The 22,777-nt window shown below is 66.0% G+C and carries 22 protein-coding genes and 1 tRNA gene; 13 read left to right on the forward strand and 10 right to left on the reverse strand.

Translation table 11 applies throughout. The annotated features are described in order from the left end of the window. Window positions 1-211 precede the first annotated feature (211 nt). Window positions 212-2,278 (forward strand): ATP-binding protein, encoded by a 2,067-nt coding sequence (locus ACWPW1_RS04760; protein ID WP_454253899.1) that lies wholly within the window; start codon window positions 212-214, stop codon window positions 2,276-2,278. A 93-nt stretch (window positions 2,279-2,371) separates the two neighbouring features. Here the strand turns inward: ACWPW1_RS04760 and ACWPW1_RS04765 are convergent. Next, window positions 2,372-2,445 (reverse strand) — tRNA-Gly (locus ACWPW1_RS04765). A gap of 133 nt (window positions 2,446-2,578) precedes the next feature. Here ACWPW1_RS04765 and ACWPW1_RS04770 point away from each other — a divergent pair. Both ACWPW1_RS04770 and ACWPW1_RS04775 read left to right on the forward strand, forming a co-directional pair. Next, window positions 2,579-3,640 (forward strand): M4 family metallopeptidase, encoded by a 1,062-nt coding sequence (locus ACWPW1_RS04770; RefSeq protein WP_454252457.1) that lies wholly within the window; start codon window positions 2,579-2,581, stop codon window positions 3,638-3,640. Between the two features lie 12 nt (window positions 3,641-3,652). After that, window positions 3,653-3,988 carry a protealysin inhibitor emfourin gene (locus tag ACWPW1_RS04775; RefSeq protein ID WP_059313680.1) on the forward strand — a complete coding sequence of 112 codons (336 nt, stop codon included), beginning with the start codon at window positions 3,653-3,655 and terminating at the stop codon, window positions 3,986-3,988. A gap of 3 nt (window positions 3,989-3,991) precedes the next feature. Here ACWPW1_RS04775 and ACWPW1_RS04780 read toward each other — a convergent pair whose 3' ends face one another. Continuing rightward, entirely contained in the window at window positions 3,992-5,023 is a 1,032-nt protein-coding gene (locus tag ACWPW1_RS04780) for an MBL fold metallo-hydrolase (RefSeq protein ID WP_454252458.1), read from the reverse strand. Between the two features lie 63 nt (window positions 5,024-5,086). Here ACWPW1_RS04780 and ACWPW1_RS04785 point away from each other — a divergent pair, with 63 nt between their 5' ends. Next, window positions 5,087-5,701 (forward strand): pseudouridine synthase, encoded by a 615-nt coding sequence (locus tag ACWPW1_RS04785; protein WP_313647459.1) that lies wholly within the window; start codon window positions 5,087-5,089, stop codon window positions 5,699-5,701. 9 nt (window positions 5,702-5,710) lie between these two features. On the opposite strand, the gene ACWPW1_RS04790 is transcribed toward ACWPW1_RS04785, so the two are convergent. Both ACWPW1_RS04790 and ACWPW1_RS04795 read right to left on the reverse strand, forming a co-directional pair. Next, window positions 5,711-6,676 (reverse strand): hypothetical protein, encoded by a 966-nt coding sequence (locus ACWPW1_RS04790; protein ID WP_313647458.1) that lies wholly within the window; start codon window positions 6,674-6,676, stop codon window positions 5,711-5,713. A 62-nt stretch (window positions 6,677-6,738) separates the two neighbouring features. After that, window positions 6,739-7,338 (reverse strand): LysE family transporter, encoded by a 600-nt coding sequence (locus ACWPW1_RS04795; protein WP_434775831.1) that lies wholly within the window; start codon window positions 7,336-7,338, stop codon window positions 6,739-6,741. 98 nt (window positions 7,339-7,436) lie between these two features. Between ACWPW1_RS04795 and ACWPW1_RS04800 the strand changes: the two genes are divergently transcribed. The 3 genes from ACWPW1_RS04800 to ACWPW1_RS04810 all read left to right on the forward strand — a co-directional run bounded on the left by ACWPW1_RS04800 (window position 7,437) and on the right by ACWPW1_RS04810 (window position 10,380). Beyond that, window positions 7,437-8,324, forward strand: a complete 888-nt coding sequence (locus ACWPW1_RS04800) for an ArgP/LysG family DNA-binding transcriptional regulator (protein ID WP_434775832.1) — start codon at window positions 7,437-7,439, stop codon at window positions 8,322-8,324. Between the two features lie 83 nt (window positions 8,325-8,407). After that, window positions 8,408-9,352, forward strand: a complete 945-nt coding sequence (locus ACWPW1_RS04805; RefSeq protein ID WP_434775833.1) for an NAD-dependent epimerase/dehydratase family protein — start codon at window positions 8,408-8,410, stop codon at window positions 9,350-9,352. Window positions 9,353-9,525: 173 nt separating this feature from the next. After that, window positions 9,526-10,380 (forward strand): ATPase, encoded by an 855-nt coding sequence (locus ACWPW1_RS04810; RefSeq protein ID WP_454252459.1) that lies wholly within the window; start codon window positions 9,526-9,528, stop codon window positions 10,378-10,380. Here the strand turns inward: ACWPW1_RS04810 and ACWPW1_RS04815 are convergent. Genes ACWPW1_RS04815 through ACWPW1_RS04830 form a run of 4 tightly spaced genes read right to left on the reverse strand, consistent with a single transcriptional unit; the run spans window position 10,361 to window position 14,983 of the window. After that, the gene (locus ACWPW1_RS04815) at window positions 10,361-11,425 is read right to left on the reverse strand and encodes an ion transporter (RefSeq protein WP_434775835.1); all 1,065 of its coding nucleotides are present in this window, start codon (window positions 11,423-11,425) and stop codon (window positions 10,361-10,363) included. The two genes, ACWPW1_RS04810 and ACWPW1_RS04815, sit on opposite strands and share 20 nt — an antisense overlap. Beyond that, on the reverse strand, window positions 11,422-11,982 hold the full coding sequence (locus ACWPW1_RS04820; RefSeq protein ID WP_059313689.1) for a cob(I)yrinic acid a,c-diamide adenosyltransferase: 561 nt from the start codon (window positions 11,980-11,982) through the stop codon (window positions 11,422-11,424). The genes ACWPW1_RS04815 and ACWPW1_RS04820 overlap by 4 nt, the downstream gene beginning before the upstream one ends. A 21-nt stretch (window positions 11,983-12,003) precedes the next feature. Then, the gene (locus ACWPW1_RS04825; RefSeq protein ID WP_059313690.1) at window positions 12,004-14,025 is read right to left on the reverse strand and encodes a sensor histidine kinase; all 2,022 of its coding nucleotides are present in this window, start codon (window positions 14,023-14,025) and stop codon (window positions 12,004-12,006) included. A gap of 43 nt (window positions 14,026-14,068) precedes the next feature. Then, complete coding sequence (locus ACWPW1_RS04830; RefSeq protein WP_434775836.1) at window positions 14,069-14,983, reverse strand: putative 2-dehydropantoate 2-reductase; 915 nt, start codon at window positions 14,981-14,983, stop codon at window positions 14,069-14,071. 123 nt (window positions 14,984-15,106) lie between these two features. On the opposite strand from ACWPW1_RS04830, the gene ACWPW1_RS04835 reads away from it, so the two are divergent. Both ACWPW1_RS04835 and ACWPW1_RS04840 read left to right on the forward strand, forming a co-directional pair. Next, complete coding sequence (locus ACWPW1_RS04835; RefSeq protein ID WP_271653967.1) at window positions 15,107-15,586, forward strand: YajQ family cyclic di-GMP-binding protein; 480 nt, start codon at window positions 15,107-15,109, stop codon at window positions 15,584-15,586. Between the two features lie 95 nt (window positions 15,587-15,681). Continuing rightward, a complete protein-coding gene (locus tag ACWPW1_RS04840) occupies window positions 15,682-16,527 on the forward strand; it encodes a mechanosensitive ion channel domain-containing protein (protein WP_434776589.1) in 846 nt (281 codons plus the stop codon). Between the two features lie 9 nt (window positions 16,528-16,536). Here ACWPW1_RS04840 and ACWPW1_RS04845 read toward each other — a convergent pair whose 3' ends face one another. Together ACWPW1_RS04845 and ACWPW1_RS04850 are read right to left on the reverse strand one after the other, a co-directional pair. Then, window positions 16,537-18,252, reverse strand: coding sequence for an AmpG family muropeptide MFS transporter (locus tag ACWPW1_RS04845; RefSeq protein WP_271653969.1), 1,716 nt, complete (start codon window positions 18,250-18,252; stop codon window positions 16,537-16,539). Window positions 18,253-18,280: 28 nt separating this feature from the next. Next, window positions 18,281-18,619 carry an MGMT family protein gene (locus ACWPW1_RS04850; RefSeq protein ID WP_059313694.1) on the reverse strand — a complete coding sequence of 113 codons (339 nt, stop codon included), beginning with the start codon at window positions 18,617-18,619 and terminating at the stop codon, window positions 18,281-18,283. A 236-nt stretch (window positions 18,620-18,855) separates the two neighbouring features. Between ACWPW1_RS04850 and ACWPW1_RS04855 the strand changes: the two genes are divergently transcribed. The 4 genes from ACWPW1_RS04855 to groL all read left to right on the forward strand — a co-directional run bounded on the left by ACWPW1_RS04855 (window position 18,856) and on the right by groL (window position 22,636). After that, on the forward strand, window positions 18,856-19,863 hold the full coding sequence (locus ACWPW1_RS04855; RefSeq protein WP_059313695.1) for a DUF481 domain-containing protein: 1,008 nt from the start codon (window positions 18,856-18,858) through the stop codon (window positions 19,861-19,863). Between the two features lie 151 nt (window positions 19,864-20,014). After that, window positions 20,015-20,473: an FxsA family protein gene (locus ACWPW1_RS04860; protein WP_059313696.1), complete on the forward strand. Its 459-nt coding sequence runs from the start codon at window positions 20,015-20,017 to the stop codon at window positions 20,471-20,473. Window positions 20,474-20,662: 189 nt separating this feature from the next. After that, window positions 20,663-20,956 (forward strand): co-chaperone GroES, encoded by a 294-nt coding sequence (locus tag ACWPW1_RS04865; RefSeq protein ID WP_007161933.1) that lies wholly within the window; start codon window positions 20,663-20,665, stop codon window positions 20,954-20,956. A 39-nt stretch (window positions 20,957-20,995) separates the two neighbouring features. Continuing rightward, complete coding sequence (gene groL, locus ACWPW1_RS04870) at window positions 20,996-22,636, forward strand: chaperonin GroEL (protein ID WP_059313697.1); 1,641 nt, start codon at window positions 20,996-20,998, stop codon at window positions 22,634-22,636. The last annotated feature ends 141 nt before the right edge of the window (window positions 22,637-22,777 follow it).

Genomic DNA, 22,777 nt, shown 5'->3' on the forward strand with positions numbered 1-22,777 from the left:
TAAGGTGCCTTTGAACCCGCCTATCATGAGCGTCTGGGCTCATTGCTGAGAGCCTGGGCGGCCACCAGATCCGTCAGCGCCTCTGCCAGTGAGTCGTCCTTTGTCCTACCTTGAAAGCTTTGCTTGGGAAACCACGCCACTGGGCCATCGCACCTGCTGGCCTGTTGCTCTCAGGACCACCTACGACCTGCTGATGGCTTCGCCCTTCGCCATGTGCGCGACCTGGGGGCCCGAGCAGACGTTGATCTACAACCAGGCCTATGCCCCCTTTCTCGGGGCCCGGCATCCCGCGGCGCTGGGGCAACCGATCCACGAGGTCTGGGTGGAGTTGTGGGCCGAGATCGCGCCGCTGATCGAGCGGACGCTGGCCGGCGAGGCGCTGCATTTCGTCGACAAGCACTTCGTGATGACCCGCAACGGCTATCCCGAGGACACCTACTGGAGCTTTTCCTACAGTCCGCTGCGTGACGGCGAGACCATCGTCGGGATGCTCAACATCACCACCGAGACCACCGCCAGCGTCCAGGCCCATCGTCAGCGCGACGTGGCCGAAGCCGCGCTGCGCCGCCATAACCTGACGCTCGAACAGGAGCTGTCAGCGCGCATCGACGAACGCGACAGCGCCCGTGCCGCGGAGAGCAGCGTGCTGGCGGCCGCCGAACGGGTGCAGCTGGCCCTGGCCGCCGGCGCCATCATCGGCACCTGGTACTGGGACCTGCCCACCGATAGATTCACCGTCGACGAAGCCTTCGCCACCCACTTCGGCCTCGATCCGGCGCTGGGCCGCGATGGCCTGAGCCTGGCCCAGGTGGTCGCCAATGTCCATCCCGATGACCAGGCAGGCCTCGCCGCCGCCATCGCCGACGTGCTCGAACGCGGCGGACGCTATGCCCATCAGTATCGCGTTTGTCATCGCGATGGTCGCTACTACTGGGTGGAAGCCAACGGCCATGTCGAACTGGCGCCGGACGGTACCCCGCTGCGCTTTCCCGGCGTGCTGCTGGACGTGGATGCCCGCCGCGCCCTGGCCGATGAACGCGATCGCGCCCTGGCCGAGCTGCGCGACCTGACCGCGACCCTGGAGCAGCGGGTCGAGGAGCGCACCGAGGAACTCCGGCGCTCGGAAGAGGCCCTGCGTCAGTCACAGAAGATGGAGGCCGTCGGCCAGCTCACCGGTGGCCTGGCTCACGATTTCAACAACCTGCTGGCGGGGATCTCCGGCAGCCTCGACCTCATGGGGCTGCGCATCGACCAGGGGCGCTTCACCGAGCTGGAGAAGTACCTGCTGGCAGCCCAGGGCAGTGCCAAGCGCGCCGCGGCCCTGACCCACCGGCTGCTGGCGTTCGCACGTCGCCAGACCCTGGCGCCGGAACCCACCGACGTCAACCAGCTGATAGGCGGCATGCTCGATCTGGTGCAGCGCACCGTGGGGCCGGCCATTCAGGTGCAGTTCATCAGCCTGCCGGACAACCAGCCGCTGCTGGTGGATCAGTCCCAGTTGGAAAACGCCCTGCTGAATCTGTGCATCAACGCCCGCGACGCCATGCCCGGCGGCGGACGCATCCTGATCGAGGCCGATCATCATCAGGTCGATACCCACAGCGCGCCCGATCCTGAATTGGCCGAAGGGGACTATCTGCATCTGAGCGTGACCGATACCGGCAGCGGCATGACCCCGGATGTCGCCGCCAAGGCCTTTGAGCCCTTCTTCACCACCAAACCCATGGGGCAGGGCACCGGTCTCGGGCTGTCGATGATCTACGGCTTCGCTCGTCAGTCGGGTGGCCAGCTACGGCTACGCTCGATCCCGGGCGAGGGCACCACCGTCTGCCTCTATCTGCCGCGGCGGCCGGCCGAGCGGTTGTGCGAGGTCGCCACGGAGGATGGCCGGCCCTGCACGCTGGAAGGCGCCAACGCCACCGTGCTGGTGGTCGATGACGAACCCACGGTGCGCATGCTGGTGACCGACCTGCTGCGCGAACTGGGCTACGTCATCATCGAAGCCGCCGACGGTGCCGGCGGGCTGGAAGTCCTGCACTCCGATGCCCGCATCGACCTGCTGGTCACCGACGTTGGCCTGCCCGGCGGCATGAACGGCCGCCAACTCGCCGACGCCGCCCGCGTCCACCGTCCCGCACTCAAGGTGCTGTTCATCACCGGCTTCGCCGAAACCTCGCTGCTCAGCGACGGCCACCTGGAACCCGGCATGGCGATCCTGACCAAGCCCTTCGCGGTGGAAGCCCTGGCGCAGCGGGTGAAGGGGTTGGTGGCGGGGTAGGAAGGATGCTCGCAAACCCCGCAGCAGGGCCCGGAAACGCAACGGCCCCCAATCAGCTGGTCCGCAAGGACTGATTGGAGGCCGTCTGGAATTTGGAGCGGGCGAAGGGAATCGAACCCTCGTCATGAGCTTGGGAAGCTCAGGTAATGCCATTATACGACGCCCGCGTGGGGTGCCTTTGTACCAGAAGCCTGCGTCCGGGTGAAGAGGCGGGAGCCGTCTGGTCGTTTCGTGGTCCAACGAACAGGACCGCATGCTGCGGTGATCGGGGGCTCTGTCCCCCACAGGAGGAGGGCGCGCATGTCTCGTAACCAGGGCACCTACCAGGGGGTTATTCCCCCCTACATTCTTGGCCGCATCATCGATCATGGCGACGAACACCAGCGTTCCTGCGCCCTGACTACCCTGAGTCATGTGCAGAGTCTGCTGCACAATCCCGGTCGGCCCGGGGTGCGCCAGGCACCGGTCGGCGCGCTGCCGCGGACCGACGATGCCAGTCCGCAACGCAGCATCTTCGATGCCGGCAATGCCATGCAGCTGCCCGGGCGCCTGGTGCGCCAGGAAGGGCAGGCGCCCGTCAGCGACGTGGCGGTGGACGAAGCCTACGATCACCTGGGCGCTACCTTCACCTTCTTCAATGAGGTGTTCGGTCGTAACTCCATCGACGGCCAGGGCCTGCCGCTGGCCGGTACCGTCCACTATGGCCAGGAATACCAGAACGCCTTCTGGAACGGCGAGCAGATGGTGTTCGGCGATGGCGACGGCGAGATATTCAACAGATTCACCATCGCCCTGGATGTCATCGCCCACGAACTGGCGCATGGGGTGACCGAGAGCGAAGCGGGCCTGGTGTACTTTAATCAGTCCGGCGCGCTCAATGAATCGGTATCCGACGTCTTCGGCATCCTGGTCAAGCAGTACCAGCTCAAGCAGACCGCCGCCGAGGCGGACTGGATCATCGGCGCCGGGCTGCTCACCGACCGCATCAAGGGCAAAGGCCTCAGGTCCATGGCCGAGCCGGGTACGGCGTACGACGACCCGACCCTGGGCAAGGATCCGCAACCCGGCCATATGCGCGACTACATCGAGACCCGCGAAGACAACGGCGGCGTTCACCTCAACTCGGGCATTCCCAACCGCGCCTTCTACCTCGCGGCCGTGGCCTTGGGTGGCTATGCCTGGGAAAAGGCCGGGCCTATCTGGTACGACACCCTGTGTGACAGTCGCCTGGCCAACGATGCGGACTTCGCCGCCTTCGCCCGGCTGACGGTTTCCAACGCTGGTCGCCGTTTTGGCGCCGAGTCGGCGGAGGTTGGCGCTGTCCAGGAGGGCTGGGCCGGCGTGGGCGTTACCCTTATCTAGAGGAGCATGGCGATGCGCGAACTTCCCCCGCTGGGCAAGGACACCGTGGTGCGGCTCTCGCGGCAGGGAGGCTTCGCGCCCCTGCATGCGTTGAGCAAGCCACGGGAGATCGAATTCGGCCAGTACGACAGCACCCAGCGTGGGCGCATCTGCTCGGTGCTGGAGCGCTGCCTGCCGGAATCCGGCGAACCGACCCAGGTCGGCCGTGGCGATCAGCGCTACTTCAAGGTGGAGCTGCGCTTTAGACCGCAGCCCGCCGAGCAGGAAGGCGAATTGACCCTGCTGATCCCCGAGGACCGGGCGCCCAGTGAGCTGGTACGCCTCTGGGACAAGGGGTTGGTGGAGTAAGCCCTAGGGCACCGACCAGGCCTCACCGGGTGCCAGCGTCCTGAACGCCTCATCCGCCAGGCCATGCAGCGCCCGGGCATGGGCCAGGTCGCGGGGCGGGGCGAATTGCGCTTCGTCGCTCAGTGGAAAGGTGCCGAAGTGGATACCCAGGCTGCTGCCTGCTCCGAGCGTCTGGTGCGCACGCACGGCGTCGTCGGGATTGAGGTGGCTGTCCTGCATGAACCAGCGCGGTTCATAGGCGCCAATGGGCAGGGCGGCAAAACGTGGCGCGCCTAGGCGTTCACGAATCTGCGCGAAATGCGGTCCCCAGCCGGTATCGCCGGCGAAATAGACCGGCCCGCTAGGCGCCTCCAGTACGAAGCCACCCCAGAGCCTGCGATTGGTGTCGAAGCGACTGCGCGCCGACCAGTGTTGGCCCGGCACCAGATGGAGGCGCACCCCGTCCTTGAGCGGCAGGCTTTGCCACCAGTCCAGTTCGCTGACCGTGACGAAACCGATCTCGCGGCGGATCAGCTCGGCGTTACCCAGGGGCGTTACCACCGGCGTCAGGGGCGCACGCTCGGCCAGGCGCCTCAGGGTGGCCAGGTCCATATGATCGTAATGGCTGTGGCTGATAAAGATCAGATCCAACGGCGGTAGATCATCCAGGGCCACGCCAGGCGCGTGGAAGCGCTTGGGGCCGATGAAGCTGAAGGGGCTGACCCGCTCCGACCAGACCGGATCGGTGAGGATGTTGAGGCCCTGATGCTGGATCAGCAGGGTGGCATGATTGACGAAGGTCACCTGCAGTTCGCCGCCCTCGACACGGGCTGGCGGGCGCGTCGGCACGGCGGGACCGTCTTGCCAGGTCCACTGGGGGCGTGTCCGGGTGAGCTGCCACTTGAGCAGTGTCCAGAGACTCTTGTCCTCGCGCGGCGCCAGGTTATGAAAGCGCTCGCCGTCGAAATGCTCGGAGCGTGGGCCTTCATAGGCGGAAGACGCGCAACCGGCCAAGGTGAGCAGGTGGATCAGCCACAGCGGACGAAAGATGCGCATGGGACCTCGGGCGAATAGACTAGGCGATCCAGCTTACCCTTTGGCTAGCCGCCGTCGATCCCCATGTCGCGAAATCCTCGCTTCACCCCCGGCCCCCGGCCTCGCCGTCAGGCCAAGGCGCCCCCGGCTACGCCGCGGCTGCTGCTGCTCAACAAGCCCTTCGATGTGCTCACCCAGTTCGCCGATGCCGACGGCCGTGCGACCCTGAAGGCCTTCGTCGAGGTGCCAGGCGTCTATCCCGCCGGCCGTCTGGATCGTGACAGCGAAGGTCTGCTGCTGCTCACCAACGATGGCCAGCTGCAGGCGCGCATCGCCGATCCCAGGCACAAGCTGCCCAAGACCTATTGGGCACAGGTGGAGGGCACGCCCAATGAAGAGCAGTTGCAGCGGCTGCGTCAGGGCGTCGAACTCAATGATGGTCCCACCCTGCCAGCCGAGGCGCGCCTGCTGGCCGAAGCGCCGGTGCTCTGGGAGCGCGATCCGCCGGTGCGCTTTCGCAAGAGCGTGCCGACCGCCTGGATCGAGCTGACCATCCGCGAAGGTCGCAATCGTCAGGTGCGCCGCATGACGGCCGCCGTGGGCCTGCCGACGCTGCGGCTGGTACGGGTGCGTATCGGGCCCTGGACGCTGGACGATCTGGCGCCGGGTCAGTGGCGCGAGGTGCCCACGTCCCTGTAGCGCTGGACGTCAGTCCTGGCGCTGGCTGGCGGCGTCCTGCAGATCGCCGGCGATGTCGGCGAGGCGGCGGCTGATGTCTTTCAGCACGTGCGGGTCTAGGTCCCGCGGTGCTTGACCTGGTTCGGTCAGGAGCTGATTGGCCAGCAGGGCGCTCAGGGCCCCGACCTCGGTCGCCTGATGGCGCAGGTCGTGGGTATGCTGGACGGCGGCGTCGCGCAGGATATTGGTGCTGTGGGTCAGTCGGCCCAGTTCGTCGTCACGGCCGCCGGGCAGGCGCTCGCCGAAGCGCCCGCGCGCCAGCAGGCCCAGTTGCCGGGCACAGGCCACCAGTGGATCGACCAGGCGACGCTCCACCAGCCGTACCCCCAGGAACAGCAGGCCACTGCCACAGAGCAGCAGCGCCAGGCCGGCGAGCAGGATGTCGCGTTGCGCCTCGGCGCGGATGGCGGCGATCTGCTCGGCGGTGCGCTCGTGCAGGTCGTCTACCAGGGCCGCGAAGCCCTCGGCCGTCTCACGATCGATACCCCGCACCTCGGCATCACCCCGCCGCGGATCGCGATCATGGGCGAGATAGGCGGCGTATCCGGCGCGATAGCGCTCGCCCAGGCGACCATGCTGGGCGCGCAGGGCCAGCAGCCGGGGCTGGAGATCGGGGTCGACGCGGGTGGCCAGCTGTTGCAGGCGCTGGTCGACCTCCGCCTCGCGGGTCTGGAAGGCCTGCCAGTAGCGCTCGGCGGTCGCGGCATCGCCGCCGCGCAGAAGGAAGTTCTTCCACTCCTGCACCTGGATCTTGAAGGTCAGGTGGGTGTCGTCGATCTCTACCAGTCGCTCCAGCGGGCCTTCGATCAGCTGCTGGTAGCGATGCAACTCGCGCGAGAGCAGGGCGAAGCCGGCCAGGGCGATCAGCAACATCAGCAGCAGACTGCCGCCGAACAGGAGCAGGCTCTGACTGCGGAGCGAGCGGGCGAAGGGCATGGGAGATCTCGACAGGGAACGCAGACCCGCAGCTTAGGGCGCTCGCTCGGCGAAGACCAGCCTCAGGTCGAGACCAGGAGCTGAGCCACGACGGCAAACATCACCAGGGCCACCAGCAGGTCGATCAGCCGCCATACCCCCGGGCGGGCCAGGTAGGGTGCGGCCCAGGCGGCGCCCAGGGCGAGGCCGAAGAACCACAGCATGGAAGCGGTGGCGGCGCCGAACACATAAGCCAGGGGCGCGGCCTGTTGACTGCCCAGGGAGCCTACCAGCAGCACCGTGTCCAGGTAGACGTGGGGATTGAGGAGGGAGACCGCGGCTGCGGCGAGCAGCGCCTGGCGCCGGCTGCGTGGGCTCGTGGTCTCCACCTTGTCCATGGCCGCCGGCTTCCAGGCCCGCCGCAGCGCCTGGGCGCCGTACCAGAGCAGAAAGGCCGCGCCACCCCAGCGCAGGATGTCCACCAGCAACGGGCTGTGCTGGATCAGCGCGGCCAGGCCCAGCACGCCGGCGGCCACCAGGATCACGTCGCAGGTCAGGCAGAAGGCGGCGATGGCCAGGTGGTGCTCGCGGCGCAGTCCCTGGGCCAGCAGATAGGTGTTCTGGGCACCGAGCGCCATGATGAGGCTGGCCATGGTCAGGAGGCCGGTGAAATAGCTGTTCATTGCGGGGTGATGCCCTGTCGTCCTGGAATGGCTGCCACCTTGCCGTCTCCAGGCGTATAAGAAAAACCAATATTCCTTATGCAGCATTAGCCAGATCGATGATCGATTACAAATTGCTGGAAGCCCTGACCGTGGTGGTGGAAGAGGGTGGCTTCGAACGTGCCGCGCGGCGATTGGGGCTGTCGCAGTCGGCGGTGTCCCAGCGCATCAAATTGCTCGAAGCCCGAGTCGGCCAGGCGGTGCTGGTCCGCGAGACACCGCCCCAGCCCACCGCGCCCGGCCTGCGCCTGCTCCGTCATATCCAGCAGGTGCGCCTGCTGGAGGCCGATCTCGGCAGTGAGGTACCGGGGCTGGCCGAGGAGGCGCCGCAGCGGCTGCGCATCGCCCTCAATGCCGACAGCCTGGCCAACTGGTGGCCTGCGGCGGTGGGGCCCTGGGTGAGGGAGCAGCGCGTGCTGCTGGATCTGGTCGTCGAGGACCAGGACGTGGTGCTGCGTCGGATGAGAGCCGGCGAGGTGGCGGCCTGTCTCTGCGCCAGCGGTCAGCCACTGGCCGGGGCCCGGGTCAGCGCCCTGGGCGCCATGCGCTATCGGGCCCTGGCCAGCCCGCTGTTCCGTGCCCAGCAGCTGGCCGATCTGCCGGATCCCCAGGCCCTGGCGCAGGCTCCGGCCATCGTGTTCGGGCCGGATGACCGGCTGCAGCATCGCTATCTGGAACAGCTCGGCGTCACCCAGTCCTTCGATTACCACCTCTGTCCCTCCGCCGAAGGCTTTCTGCAGATGACCCTGAGTGGGATCGGCTGGGGGCTGCTGCCGGATATCCAGAGCGCCACCGCCCGCGCCAGCGGCGCCCTGGTGGATCTGGCGCCTGGCCATTGGGTGGACGTGCCGCTGTTCTGGCATCACTGGCGCAACGGCGGCACTGCCCTGCAGGCCCTGACCCGGCATCTGCAGCAGGTCGCCGGCCAGTGGCTGGTGCGCGACTAGCGGCGTCTACGCGACGCTTTGGTTACACTGGTTGATCGGTCGCCACCGCCGTGACCGAGGTCTTTTCAGGGAATCCCAGCGATATGCGTATCTTGATCACCGGTGCCAGCGAGGCGCTCGGTGCAGGCCTGGCCTGCGATCTGCTCGACCGCGGCCAACTGGTGCGGGTGCATGGCCGTCCGGGGGCGACTCTGGATGCCCTGGTCGAGCGTGGCGCCGAGTACCGTCCCGCCCTGCTCGACCAGCCCGAGCAGGTGGTGGCGTTGTGCGACGACATCGACGCCATCGCCCACTGCACCGACGTGGCGGGTGTGCCCAGCGCAGCCGATCTGGACCATGGCCAGGTGCTGATCGAAGCCGCCCTGCAGCAGCAGGTCGCGCAATTCCTCTATGTTTCCTCCGCCCGGGTCTACGAGCGCGGGGGCGAGGCCCTCAAGGAAGACCAGGTACCAGCCAAACCCAAGGGCAGCGAAGCCCAGCGGCGGCTGCAACTGGAGCGTCTGGTGCTGGCCGCCGGCGAATTCGGTCCTCAGGTCACGGTGTTACGGCCAGCCCAGGTGCTGGGTCTGGCCGACCGCGAATGGGCACGCTGGTTGCTGGAAAGAGCCAAGGCCAAACAGCTGGCGCGCACCGGCAATGGCCTCAATCGCTGGGACTTCACCAGCGCCGGCAATTTGCGCCAGGCCCTGGTGACCCTGCTGCTGGCGCAGCCGGTCACGGCCAACGGCAAGGTCTTCAATCTCAGCGATGGCGAGCCGCTGGTGTGCTGGGATGCGATCAACTTCCTGCTGCGGCGTTTCGAGTTGCCGCCGGTGGCCGAGCAGCACGCCTTCGCACCTCGCCGGCTCTATGCGCGGCTGCGGACACCGCGCCATGACTCGCGCTGGCCCGAGCTGCTGGACAGGCCCTTCACCCTGGACATTCGCGCCGCCCAGGAGGCCTTCGGCTATCGCCCACGAGCCAGCTCCTGGAGTGCCCTGGAAGATTACCGGCCGCGTGCGCCCCTGGCCCGCAGCGGCCCGGTCTAGCGGGAAGCCGCGTGGCGCCCAGGGCATGCCATGCTGGCGCTTTGCTATCGACGCAGACTGCGTTTCGGCGCACGCTCCCAGGGCGAATCCGCGTGCGGGCTGCCTCGCGTCGGCGCTGACGGCCGTTATACTGGCCGCGATTTCGTCTTTCAGCCTTTGCTCACAGGTCTGCCATGCGCAACGATCTTCTCGATGAAATGGATAACGTCCCGAGTCTGACGCCGGAGCGCGACGATCGCCGTCCCGGTGGTCGTCGGCCGGTCGAAGCCGAAGAGGTCTATCGCGAACCCGCTGCCGGTCACGCCCGTCCGGTGCGCCGTGGTCCTTCCACCGCGCCGCTGTGGGTGCTGGTCGCCGCCCTGACCCTGGCGCTGGCCGGCGTCGCCTGGTGGAGCCATCAGCAGCTGGTGCTGATGCAGGAACAGGTGGTGGCCACCCAGGAAAACTTCGCGCGCATCAGCGAAGACGCCCAGGGGCGGCTGAGAGACATCTCCGGCAAGCTGGTGGAGAGCGAATCCTCCGGCACCACCAGCCGCGAGGCCTTGCTGCTGCAGGTCAAGACGCTGCAGACCAAGGTCGCCGAGCTGACTCGCCAGCAGCAGGGCGTGACGGACAACCAGCAGGCGCAGGACAACCGTCTGCAAAACCTCTCCAGCGCGGTGCAGACCGTGCAGAGCGGTAGCGGCGAGGTGGAGAGCCGTCTCAAGGCCCTGGCCGAGGAGCAGGCCGCGCTGAAGAACGGCCTGGCCCAGACCGGCAGCCTGGCCGAGCAGGTCGCCAGTCTCGGCGCACAGAGCAAGGCGTTGCAGGCCGACATCGCCGCGCTGAAGAAGCCCAGCGCCCAGAGCCAGGCGCTGGGTGAGATGCAGCAGGACTTGCTGGTGCTGCGCAGCGAGCTGGACGCCCGCCCGGTGGGGCCGGACAGCAAGGAGTTCGACTCCTTCCGCCTGCAGACCACCCGCAACATCACCACCCTGCAGACCCAGGTGCAGAATCTGCAGCAGCAGATCAGCGCCGGGGCGCGTTGATCGGATCGATCTCGCTGCGCTGCCATTCCTGCGGCCAGAGCTCGCCATCGAGTTGGGCGAGCCGGCGCTGCAGGACCTTCTGCTTGAAGACCTCGAGGATTTCCACCAGCACCTCGTCCAGGGCATTGTCCTGGGCGCCGCTGGGCAGGCTCTGATCGAAGCCGTGATCGGCCAGGCGACTGGCCAGGGCGCGGAAGTCACGGGTACGCAGGCTGGCCGCCGCCTCCCGCACCAGCCCATTGACGATGTCGGTAAGCACCCCGTCCAGGGTGTCGGCCAGCCGGTCGCCCATGGGCAGTCGCTTGAGTCGGGCCAGGTCGGGGTTCTCGTCAAGGGCGCGCTGCACCACGTCCCCTACCAGCCGTTCCAGGGTGGCGCGATTCTGGCTGTAGCCCTGTTCCACCATCGCCTGGATGCGCTGCGCCATGCCGTCGATCAAGCGCTGCTTGCGTGGGCGGATGACGCGATCGATCACGCTCTGGGAAAAGTCGTCGCGGGTGTTCAGCTCGTCCTGCAACTCACCGCAGATCTTGATCATCACCCGGTCCGACAGATCCTCCATGAGCAACTGGTAGTAATGGTCGAAGAGCTGGTAGGGCCGCCAGTGGCGCATGTCGATCAGGCCCAGGCGCTGCAGGCGCAGGAGCAGGGAGATGATGCGCAGGGCGCGCAGCAGGCGGAAGCCACCGAGGGGAATACAGCCAAGTACGTCGTACCAGTGGATGAAAGGGTAGTGGTACCAGCGTGAGTGACGGCGCTCGACCACCGCCACCAGCCAGCCGAGCAGCACGTCGGTGAGGAAGAAGGCGACGAACACCAGGTCGATGTGGGTGAAGTGGGCGTGGATGCGTTCGCCATAGAAGGCGTGGAAGCCGGGCAGCACGGCGGCCAGGGCCTGATTGAGCGGCCCCAGGGCATAGAGGCTGTCGAACAGGATCAGTGCCAGGTTCACGCAAACCAGGATCAGGATCAGGCCGTCCCAGAGGGCGAGCAGGCCTTCGTGGCGGCGCGCGGGTGGCGCTGCTGGCGCAGCCGGCGCGCTCATGGCCGCGCGGCCTGCCAGAGCACCTCGCTCACCCCCTGGCGCCGGGCGACGATGCGCGCCGCGACGAACAGCAGGTCGGACAGGCGATTGAGATAGGGCAGGCCCTGGCCCTCCAGCGGCTCTACCGCATGCAGGCTACGGCAGCGCCGCTCGGCGCTGCGCGCCAGGGTGCGGCAGACGTGGGCCTGGGCCACGGCGCGGGAGCCGCCGGGCAGGATGAAGTTCTCCAGGGGGCCCAGCTCAGTGTTCCAGTGATCGATGGCGCCTTCCAGGCGCTCGATCTCCACCGGTTGCAGGGCACGATAGCTGGGCATGGCCAGTTCACCGCCGAGATCGAACAGTCGGTGCTGGCAGGGCGCCAGGGCCTCGCTCACCTCGGCGAGGCGCGCATCCTCGGCCAGTTCGGCGAGCAAGAGCCCCAGGGCGCTGTTGAGTTCGTCCACCGCGCCGATGGCCTCGATGCGCGGATGGTCCTTGGGGACCCGGCTGCCGTCGGCAAGGCCGGTGTCGCCGGTGTCGCCCTGGCGGGTGTAGATCTCGGTGAGGCGAAAACCCATGGCGCGGCTCCTGGCAAGGTCTTAGACGGAATCAAAATCGGCCTGGACGAGGGGCAGGCGCAGGGTGAAGCAGGTCCCTACGCCGGGCGTGGAGTGCACCTCCATCTGCCCCTTGTGGTTGTTGGTGATGATGAAGTACGACACCGACAGGCCCAGGCCGGTGCCCTGGCCTACTTCCTTGGTGGTGAAGAAGGGCTCGAAGATGCGCTTGCAGATGTCCTCGGGGATGCCGATGCCATTGTCCTCCACCTGGATCTCGGCCCAGCCGCCACGCAGCCGGGTGCGCAAGGTGATGCGGCCGTATTCGCCTTCTTCCTCGTCGTCGCGCAGGTGGATGGCCTGGGCGGCGTTCTTCAGCAGGTTGAGCAGCACCTGCTCCAGCTCGTTGGCGATCACCGGCACCGGTCCCAGCGCGGGGTCGAATTCGCGGAGGATGGACAGGGTGCGGAAGTCGAAGCCCTCGGCCAGGTCGAAGTCGTTGCCGGCGATCTCGATGGCCTGGTCGATCAGCGGCGGCAGCTCACTGGCTTCCATCTTGCGATTGCTGCGGCGGCTGAAGGCGAGCATGTGGCTGACGATCTTGGCCGCACGGCTGCCGGCCTGGTGGATGCCGTCCAGCAGCCGCGGGATCTGGCGACTCTCCAGGTAGCAGTTCACCGCATTGAGCTCGACGCCCGATTCGGCGGCCTGTTCGAGATTCTTCGGCAGCTCCGGGGACAGCCGCCGACGGATGTTCTGCACGTTGTGCAGGATGGCGCCCAGGGGATTGTTGATCTCGTGGGCCATGCCGGCCGCCAGGCCACCGACCGAGAGCATCTTTTCCGACTGCACCATCATCTCTTCCATGTTCAGGCGCTGGGTGATGTCGTCGATGCGGATCACCACGCCGCGCCCGGCGCCGCCCATCAGCGGGTAGAAGGTGAGGGTGTAGTGACGCGGGGTGTCGGTCAGTGCCCAGGTCACCCGTTCCACCTTTTCCACCCGCAGCAGTTCGGCGGTGCGGCTCAGTTGCGGCAGGAAGGGTTTGAGCGAGGGAAAGGCAAGAAACACCGGCTGGTTCAGGGCTTCGTCCAATTGGGTGCCGGAGAGGTGGGTGGCCTCCTGGTTCCACTGGGTGACGTAGAACTGCTCGTCCACCGCGATCAGCGCCGAAGGCATGGAGTCGATGATGCTGTTGAGGTAGTTCTGGAAGCCGGTGAGCTTCTTCTCGATCTTGCCGCGGACCTGTACTTCCAGTTCCAGCTTGCGGTTGGAGCGCCGGGTCTCCTCGGCCAGGCTCTGGGCCTGCAGCACTGCGTACTGGGCGTCGTCGCGGGCGCGCTTGAGCTGCTGCTCGCGGCCCTGGATACGGCCGAGCATGGTGTTGAAGGATTCCGCCAGGCGCCCCAGCTCGTCCTCGCTGCCCTTGCTGGCGCGCAGCGAATAGTTTTCCTCCCGGGTCACCTGGCGCGACAGCTCTTCCAGTTCGCGGATCGGCAGGGTGATGAGCCGCTTGATCTGCCGCGCCACCACCAGCCAGAGCAGGATGCTGAAGGTCAGGATCGCTAGGCTGGCGGTGAGGGTGCCGCGATAGAAGGCTCCTGGCAGTTCGCTGCTGGCCACCAGCAGGAGATGCCCGGGTGCGCCTTCGGGACGGGGCAGCTCCACCAGCAGATTGGTGCGGAATTCACGCAGGCGCCAGGTCTGCAGGTCTTCGAAACGCGCGGGTACCTGCAGGCGATCGCCGTTGTGCAACTCGGCCAGGCGCTGGCCCTGGCTGTCGTAGACGGCCGCCAGACGCAGCGGTGCATAGCCCTCCAGCTGCCGCAGTTGCACCTCGGCCGCCGCCGGTGAGGCCAGCACTTCGCGGCTGAGTACCGGGCTGGCGAACAGCCGGCCAAGCGTCTGCAGGGCCTGGGGTGCCACGCTTTCCTGGGAGATCCAGTAGGCGGCGCTGATGAAGGTCACGTTGGCCACCACCAGCACCGCGATCATCATCACCAGCAGGGCGGCCAGCAATTTGCGACCGACCGGGAGATTCTTCAGGCGTTTGGCGAGGATCATGGGGCAGCCGCGGCAACAGGGAAGCGGGCAGGGTAGCCCGCAGCTAGTTCTCGGGCAATCCGCGCTCCGCGAGCCTGGCCTGGAGCCGCTGCTGCAGCTCGGCCAGATGCGGCACCGGCAGGCGCAGCCGTCCGGCGATCGGCAGGGCATGGCCAAGTAGGTAACTCACCTCGGTACGCTGGCCGCGCTCCACGTCCTGCAGCATCGAGGATCTGTTGTGGGCCGTGGCGGTGATCACCGCCTCGACCTCCTGCTGCAGTCCCTGGGCCGCCGGGGCGAGTCCCATGGCATCCAGCAGGGCGGTGAGTTCGTCGCAAAGCGCCGCCACCTCCGCCAGATGCTGGCGCAGTTCGCCGTTGCGGCAGCCGTGGAGCACGGTCAACGGATTGATGGCGCAGTTGATCGCCAGCTTGCGCCACAGCCGGGCATCGATGTCGTCGGTCCAGCGCACCGGAAAACCCAGCTGCGTGAGGGTGTCCAGCCAGGCCGGCGGGGTATGGCTGCCGAGCTGGTCGCCGATCCAGATCTGGCCGGCGCCGGCCGCCACCACATGGAAGTCGGTCTCGCGAAAGGCGCCCTCGGTGGTGCTGGCCCTCAGGCAGCGCGCCCGTGGTACGCGGGCTGCCACGGCGTCCTGACTGCCCAGGCCATTCTGCAGGAGCAGGACCTCGGCTTCCGGTTCCAGGCGCGCGGCGACACTGGCGATGGCGTCCTCGGCGTCATAGCTCTTGCAGGCCAGGATCAACCGGCGGATCGGATTGCCCGCCTCGGGCGTTTCGGCGGGCAGCGGATAGAGACTGGTCGTGTCGCCTTCGGTGAGGCGCAGTCCGCCACCGGCGCGATACTGCGCCAGGCGGGTGCGATCGCGCAGGATCAGGCGGACCGGTTCGCCGCCACGGAACAGGCGCGCTGCCCAGAGTCCGCCGAGACTGCCGGCGCCCAGCACGTGCCAGCTCACAGCTGTGACTCCAGGATGGGTTCGCGGGGCATGGTCGGATTCCTGCAGAAGAAGGCCAGTCGTTATAATGGTCGGTCAGGCTGCAGCGTCAAGGCTGCCCCATCGCAACCGAGGAGAAAATCCATGCCTTCCTTCGACGTGGTATCGGAGCTGGACAAGCACGAAGTCACCAACGCCGTCGACAACGCCATCAAGGACCTTGATCGTCGCTACGACTTGCGCGGCAAGGGCAGCTTCGAGGCCAAGGACCTGACCGTGACCCTCACTGCCGATGCCGACTTCCAGCTCGAGCAGATGCTGGAGATCCTCAAGGTCAACCTGGCCAAGCGCAAGATCGACGTCCAGTGCCTGGAGGTCAAGGATGCCTATGCCTCCGGCAAGACCGTGAAGCAGGAGACCACCCTGCGCGAGGGCATCGACAAGGAGCTGGCGAAGAAGATCGTCGCCCTGATCAAGGACAGCAAGATAAAGGTTCAGGCCGCCATCCAGGGCGAGCAGGTGCGCGTCACCGGCAAGAAGCGCGACGAATTGCAGGAGGTCATCACCCTGCTGCGTGGCCAGTCGTTGGGCATGCCGCTGCAATACCAGAACTTCCGTGATTGAGCTGACTCCCTTTAGGGTCGCCCCCGAGCGCGGCGACATCTGATCGAAGAGGTAACAGGAGACGCCGTTTGGATATCGAAAACCAATACAACCACCTGCTGGCGCTGACCGCGGGCTGGCTACCCATCGTCCTGCAGTATTCCGGCCGGGTACTGTTGGCGCTGCTGACTCTGGCCATCGGCTGGTGGCTGATCAACAAGGTCTCGAGCAAGGTCAGCAGCCTGGCGTCGCACCATGGCGCCGATCCGGCGCTGCTGAGTTTCCTTGGCAGCCTGGTCAGCATCATCCTCAAGATCCTGCTGGCGGTCAGCGCCGCGTCCATGATCGGCATCGCCACGACCTCCTTTGTCGCCATCATCGGTGCGGCTGGTCTGGCTGTGGGTCTGGCGTTGCAAGGCAGTCTGTCGAACTTCGCTGGCGGCGTGTTGATCCTGACCTTCCGCCCCTTCCGCGTCGGTGAATTCATCGAGGCCCAGGGCGTGCTCGGCACGGTGAATTCCATCCAGATCTTCCATACCATCCTGCTGACCGGTGACAACAAGACCGTCACCATTCCCAACGGCAATCTGTCCAACGGGATCATCACCAACTATTCGCGCCAGCCCAAGCGCAAGGTGATCTTCGATGTCGGTGTGGATTACGAGGCGGATCTGCAGAAGGGCCGTGAGGTGCTGCTGGCGCTGGCGGAAGACCCGCGGGTGCATCGGGATCCGGCTGCCGAGGTGGTGGTATCGGCCCTGGGCGACAGCGCCATCACCCTGTCGCTGCGTTTCTGGACCGCCAGCGGCGACTACTGGCCGATGATGTTCATGCTCAACGAGCAGGTCCGCGACCGCCTGGGCGCCGTGGGCATCGGCATCCCCTTCCCGCAGCGGGTGGTGCACTTCGCCAACACCGCTCCGGTCGCCGACGAGCGCGGCGAGTCCACCCCCGCCGCTTGAGTTTCCCGCTCAGTTCCCGCCGGTCTTGATGACGGCGGGATCGCGCCGCTGGCGCAGCCAGAGCACCGCGATCAGGAGCAGCGTCGGCACCCCCATCAGCGCGGTCAGCGAAAAGAACGAGCTGTAGCCGACGTGCTCCACCATGGCACCCGAATAGCCACCCAGCAGGCGCGGCAACAGCAGCATCAGCGAGCTGAGCATGGCGTACTGGGTTGCCGAGAACCTGAGGTTGGTCAGGCTCGACAGGTAGGCGACAAAGGCAGAGGTAGCCATGCCGCCGCTGACGTTGTCGGCGCAGATGGTGGCGATCAGCAGCGGCACGTTGGCGCCGGTGGAAGCGATCACCACGAACAGCAGGTTGGTCAGCGCCGAGGCGGCGCCGCCGAGGAAGAGGATCGGCAGAATCCCTACCCGGGTGATCAGCACGCCACCCAGCCCGGCGCCGAACAGGGTCATGAACACCCCGAAGATCTTGCTCACGCCGGCGATGGTTTCCTTGCTATAGCCCACGTCGATATAGAAGACGCTGGCCATCACGCCCATGACCGTGTCCGACAGGCGATAGGTGGAGATCAGGCCAAGCAGCAGCAGCGCCTGCCATTGGTAGCGCTGGATGAACTCGGTGATGGGCGTCAGCACCGGCGCCATCAGCCGGCGTCCGGGGGCGGTGAGGCAGAGCCAGACGATCAGGCCGTACATCAGGCCGCGCGGCCAGTAGCCGCCGGCCAGGGCGGACAGACCGCCAGTGGCGGCCACGATGAGCACGATCAACAGGATCACCGAGACCATCTGGTGCACGAAGTCGAAGCGCGGCAATTCCTCGGCATTGGCCGCATCACGCAGCCGCAGGGGCTCGCGCATGCGGCGCATGAGATCGCTCAGCGGCTTGGAGCAGTAGCGGCCCCAGGGCGACAGGCAGCCGACGATGAACAGGCTGTAGAGCAGGGCGCGCGGCCAGGCCTGGGCGATGGCGGCATTGATGGCGGCCGGGATGGAGATCAGCATCACCAGCAGCAGGGCCACCGCCACCAGCTGGTGGTTGAAGCCGAAGCGCGATTCCGCCATGGCCATGGGCGCGACCGGCTCCGGCTCGCGAATCAGGACGCTGGTGACCAGTCCCGGCAGGACCAGCAGGGCGAACAGCATGTAGGTGGTGGCCCAGGCGCTCTGGCTGTAATCGAGGCGGGACGAGCCCAGCTCCTCGGCGAGAAACAGGGCGCCGGCGCTGGCCAGCAGGGCGGCGATGCGATAGCCGGTCATGTAGCAGGCGGCGAGGGCGGCCTGGCGCTCGTCGTCGGCGATCTCCAGGCGGTAGGCGTCCACGGCGATGTCCTGGGTGGCCGAGGCGAAAGCCACCAGGACCGCCAGGGCGATCAGTTGCTCCAGGTGCTGCTGCGGATTGCACAGCGCCATGCCAACCAGCCCCAGGCCCACCAGGATCTGCGACAGCACCAGCCAGGAGCGTCGACGGCCGAGCTTGCCGATCAACGGCAGCTTCCAGAGATCGAGCATGGGCGACCACACCCACTTGAAGGCATAGGCCAGGCCGATCCAGCTGGCGTAGCCGATGGTCTCGCGACTCACCCCCGCTTCGCGCAACCAGACCGAGAGGGTGGAAAACACCAGCATGGCTGGCAGGCCCGCAGCGAAACCCAGCAGCAGCAGGGCCAGGCAGGCCTTGGATTTGTAGGTGGTGACGGCTTCGCGCCAGAAACGTGCAAACATGCCCTTGGGCTCGGAAAAAACGCGCACTCTACTCGACACTCTCAACTGGATTCCACCGGTACCGACGCATGTCCACCCGGTCCTCGTGCAACAGCACGCCCTCGGCCCGCAACCGCTCGCGCTGCGCCTGACCGGAAGGGCTGTCGCGGGTCAGGCTCGGCCGGCCATCCGCGGCGATGACGCGATGCCAGGGCAGGGCGCTGCCCTCCGGCAGCCGACCCAGCACCCAGCCCACCCAGCGTGCGCCTCGGCCCAGGCCGGCGAGCTCCGCCAGTTGGCCATAGCTGACCACCCGCCCCGCAGGAATGGCGGCCAGCGCCTGGAAAACCGCCTGGCGACGAGGATCGGGGGGAGGGGACGTGGTCATGATGCCCTGCTGCTCCGGGAGAGAGTGCCAGTGTGCCGAAAAGTTTGGTTACGGTGGTGCTGAAACGTGTCGAGCTGCTGCTTTCTCACAAGACGTCAGACCTTTGGGCGGTATTTCCGGAAACTTGCCTAACTTTTACCCAGTAACAGTTGCGCGGGCCTCTGGCACCCGGATAATCGCGCTCCTCTCGTTTCGTTACCTTTCCACCCAAGTCCACCCAAGGTGTCCTGGTGCCCATGCGTTTTCGATTCCTTTCCTCGCTCGCGCTGTTGTCACTCGCCTCCTTCGCCCATGCCGACACCGTCTGGCTCAAGAATGGCGATCGCCTGACCGGAACCATCAAGCTGCTCGACAGCAAGAAGCTGCTCCTGCAGACCGAATACGGCGGCAACATTCCCCTGTCCTGGGACAAGATCAAGACCCTGCAACGTGACAAGCCCGTCATCGTCCAGCGCGGCAAGTACGAACCCGATTTCCCGGTGGAAAGCCTCAAGCCGGCCGAAGACGGCCAGGTAGTGGTCAGCACCGCCGACGGCCAGCAGACCGTGCCGCTGGCGAGCATCACCCAGATCGTGCCGCCGCGTCCCTTCCTGCGCGACTTCGCCTGGAAAGGCAACATCGACGCCGGCCTGGACTACATCAGCTCGTCCCAGGACAGCGAGAAGTACGATATCGACTTCAAGACCCAGGCCCGGCACGGCATGTGGCGGCACAACGCCAACGGCAGCTACGACCGCTACAAGACCGACGACGTGGTCTCGACCAGCAAGTACGGCTTGCAGTACGCCCTGGATCGCTTCTTCGATGAGAAATTCTTCTGGCAGGGCCGCGCGGAATACAAGCGCGACTGGATCCAGGATCTGGCCAAGCAGCGCACCCTGGGTACCGGTCCCGGTTACCAGTTCTGGGATAACGAGCTGGGCTCCTTCTCCCTGACCGGCCTGCTCAACCACAACCGCTACGAGTACTCGGACGGCGGCTCCGACCAGTTCCTGTCGGCGAGCGTGAAGTGGGACTACAACCGGTATCTGTACGGACAGACCATCCAGTTCTTCACCAACGGTGAACTGGGTCGGCCGCTGGACAACACCGCCAACTTGACCTTCGACGGTGATGTCGGCCTGAGATACAAGGTGACCAACTGGGCATCGCTGAACCTCAAGGCGTCCAAGGAACTCACCAGTGGTGCCCAGGGCAACGTCAACCAGACCGAGTACACCGCGGGTGTCGGCGTCTCCTGGTAACGTCATGTTTCCCTAAGTGCCTGCCAGCCCGTCAAGGCCGCGATTTTCGCGGCCTTTGCATTTCTATGGGGCACCACATGCCCACCTTGAAATCGACGTGGCCGCCTCCATCTCCTGTCTTTCAACCGGTTTCCACCGTGAAGGACCTGAGATGCGCGTGACCGCCTTACTCTTCTTGCTGTTCCCCTTTGTGGAACTGGCCGTACTCATCAAGATCGGCAGCGAAATCGGCGTGCTCGCCACCTTCGCCCTGCTGCTGCTGAGCTTTCTGGTCGGCGTCGCCCTGCTGCGCGTCGCCGGTTTCACCACCCTCTGGCGCATCCGCATGCGCCTGGCCCAGGGGCAGATGCCCGAGCAGGAGGTCATCCAGGGCCTTACCCTGGCGATCGCCGGTGCCCTGCTGATCTTTCCGGGCTTCATCAGCGACATCCTGGCGCTCGTCTGCCTTCTGCCCGTGACTCGCAAGGCGCTGCTGGGCGCGGTGATCGGCCGCGTGACCCGGCGCAATCCCGGTGCCCAGGGCTATCAGCCGGGGCCCGGTCAGGGCGCCTCTCATCGCCCCGAGGTGATCGAGGGTGAAGTGGTCCACCGCGATGAGCAAAAGCGCTAAAAAAATTACCGTCCACCCTTGAAATGCCTGGCGACAACCTCATGTAGCGGACACCGCAAGGTTGTCGCCGCAAGGCGAGCAGGTTTCGCGCTCTGTCATGGATGGGGCGCACCCGGCGCAGCCGGTTAAAACAAACTGCCGATGCAGTCATCGGCGCTGGAAACACTCAGAACTTTGGGAGATACGACAATGGCGCTTCGTCCTCTGCATGATCGCGTTGTGATCCGTCGCAGCGAAGAAGAGACCAAATCCGCTGGCGGCATCGTGCTGCCGGGCTCGGCTGCCGAAAAGCCGAACCGCGGTGAAGTGGTTGCCGTAGGCACTGGACGCGTGCTGGACAACGGTGATGTCCGTGCTCCGGCAGTAAAAGTGGGTGACAAGGTGGTTTTCGGTCCCTATTCCGGCAGCAACGCCATCAAGGTCGATGGCGAAGAACTGCTGGTCATGGCCGAGTCCGAAATCCTGGCCGTCATCGAAGGCTGATCTCCACTCACTTTTCGAATTTCTTAGAGGAAACAGAACATGGCTGCAAAAGACGTCAAATTCGGTGACTCCGCGCGCAAGAAACTGCTGACCGGTGTCAACACCCTGGCCGACGCTGTCAAGGCTACCCTGGGCCCGAAAGGCCGCAACGTAGTTCTGGAGCGTAGCTTCGGTGCTCCCCTGATCACCAAGGACGGCGTTTCCGTCGCCAAGGAAATCGAGCTCAAGGATCGCATCGAGAACATCGGCGCCCAGCTGGTGAAAGATGTGGCCTCCAAGGCCAACGACGCTGCCGGTGACGGCACCACCACCGCCACCGTGCTGGCCCAGGCCATTGTGACCGAAGGCCTGAAGTCCGTGGCCGCTGGCCTGAACCCGATGGACCTGAAGCGCGGCATCGACAAGGCCACCGCGGCCGTCGTCGCCGAGCTGAAGAACCTGTCCAAGCCCTGCGCCGACAGCAAGGCCATCGCCCAGGTAGGTACCATCTCCGCCAACTCCGACGACAGCATCGGCAACATCATCGCCGAAGCCATGGAGAAGGTTGGTAAAGAAGGCGTCATCACCGTCGAAGAAGGCTCGGGCCTGGAAAACGAACTGTCCGTCGTCGAAGGCATGCAGTTCGACCGTGGCTACCTGTCGCCCTACTTCATCAACAAGCCCGACACCATGTCGGCCGAGCTGGACAGCCCGCTGCTGCTGCTGGTCGACAAGAAGATCTCCAACATCCGCGAACTGCTGCCGGTGCTGGAATCCGTTGCCAAGGCCGGTCGTCCGCTGCTGATCGTCGCCGAAGACGTCGAAGGCGAAGCCCTGGCCACCCTGGTGGTCAACAACATGCGCGGTATCGTCAAGGTCGCGGCCGTCAAGGCTCCGGGCTTCGGTGATCGTCGCAAGGCCATGCTGCAGGACATCGCCATCCTGACCGGCGGCACCGTCATCTCCGAAGAAGTCGGCCTGAGCCTGGAAAGCACCACCCTGGAGCACCTGGGTCAAGCCAAGCGTGTGGTCCTGAACAAGGAAAACACCACCGTCATCGACGGCGCTGGCGTCGAGGTCGACATCCAGGCCCGTATCAAGCAGATCCGTGCCCAGGTCGAAGAAACCTCTTCCGACTACGACAAAGAGAAGCTGCAAGAGCGTCTGGCCAAGCTGGCCGGCGGTGTTGCCGTGATCAAGGTTGGCGCTGCCACCGAAGTCGAGATGAAAGAGAAGAAAGCCCGCGTCGAAGACGCCCTGCACGCTACCCGCGCTGCTGTGGAAGAAGGCGTGGTGCCTGGCGGCGGTGTCGCTCTGGTCCGTGCCCTGGACGCGCTGAAGGATCTGAAAGGCATCAACGAAGAGCAGAACGCGGGTATCAACATCCTGCGCCGCGCTGTTGAAGCCCCCCTGCGCCAGATCGTGGCCAACGCCGGCGACGAAGCCTCCGTCGTGTTGGACAAGGTCAAGCAGGGCAGCGGCAACTACGGCTACAACGCCGCTACCGGCGAATACGGCGACATGCTGGAATTCGGCATCATCGACCCGGCCAAGGTAACCCGCAGCGCGCTGCAGGCTGCTTCGTCCATCGCTGGTCTGCTGATCACCACCGAAGCCATCGTGGCTGAGCTGCCGAAAGACGACGCAGCCCCGGCCATGCCCGACATGGGCGGCATGGGTGGTATGGGCGGCATGATGTAAGAGTCGCTCCGGCCCCAGGGCCGAGCCCGAACCCCGGTGATTCTCACGGACGCCGGGGTTTTTTGTGTCCGGCGTTTCCTGGCGGCTACCCTTTGGTGGTCAGTATCCAGGCGGCGCGCTGGTCGCGGTCCGCGGACGCGG

The organism is Pseudomonas sp. Marseille-Q7302 (assembly GCF_965111925.1).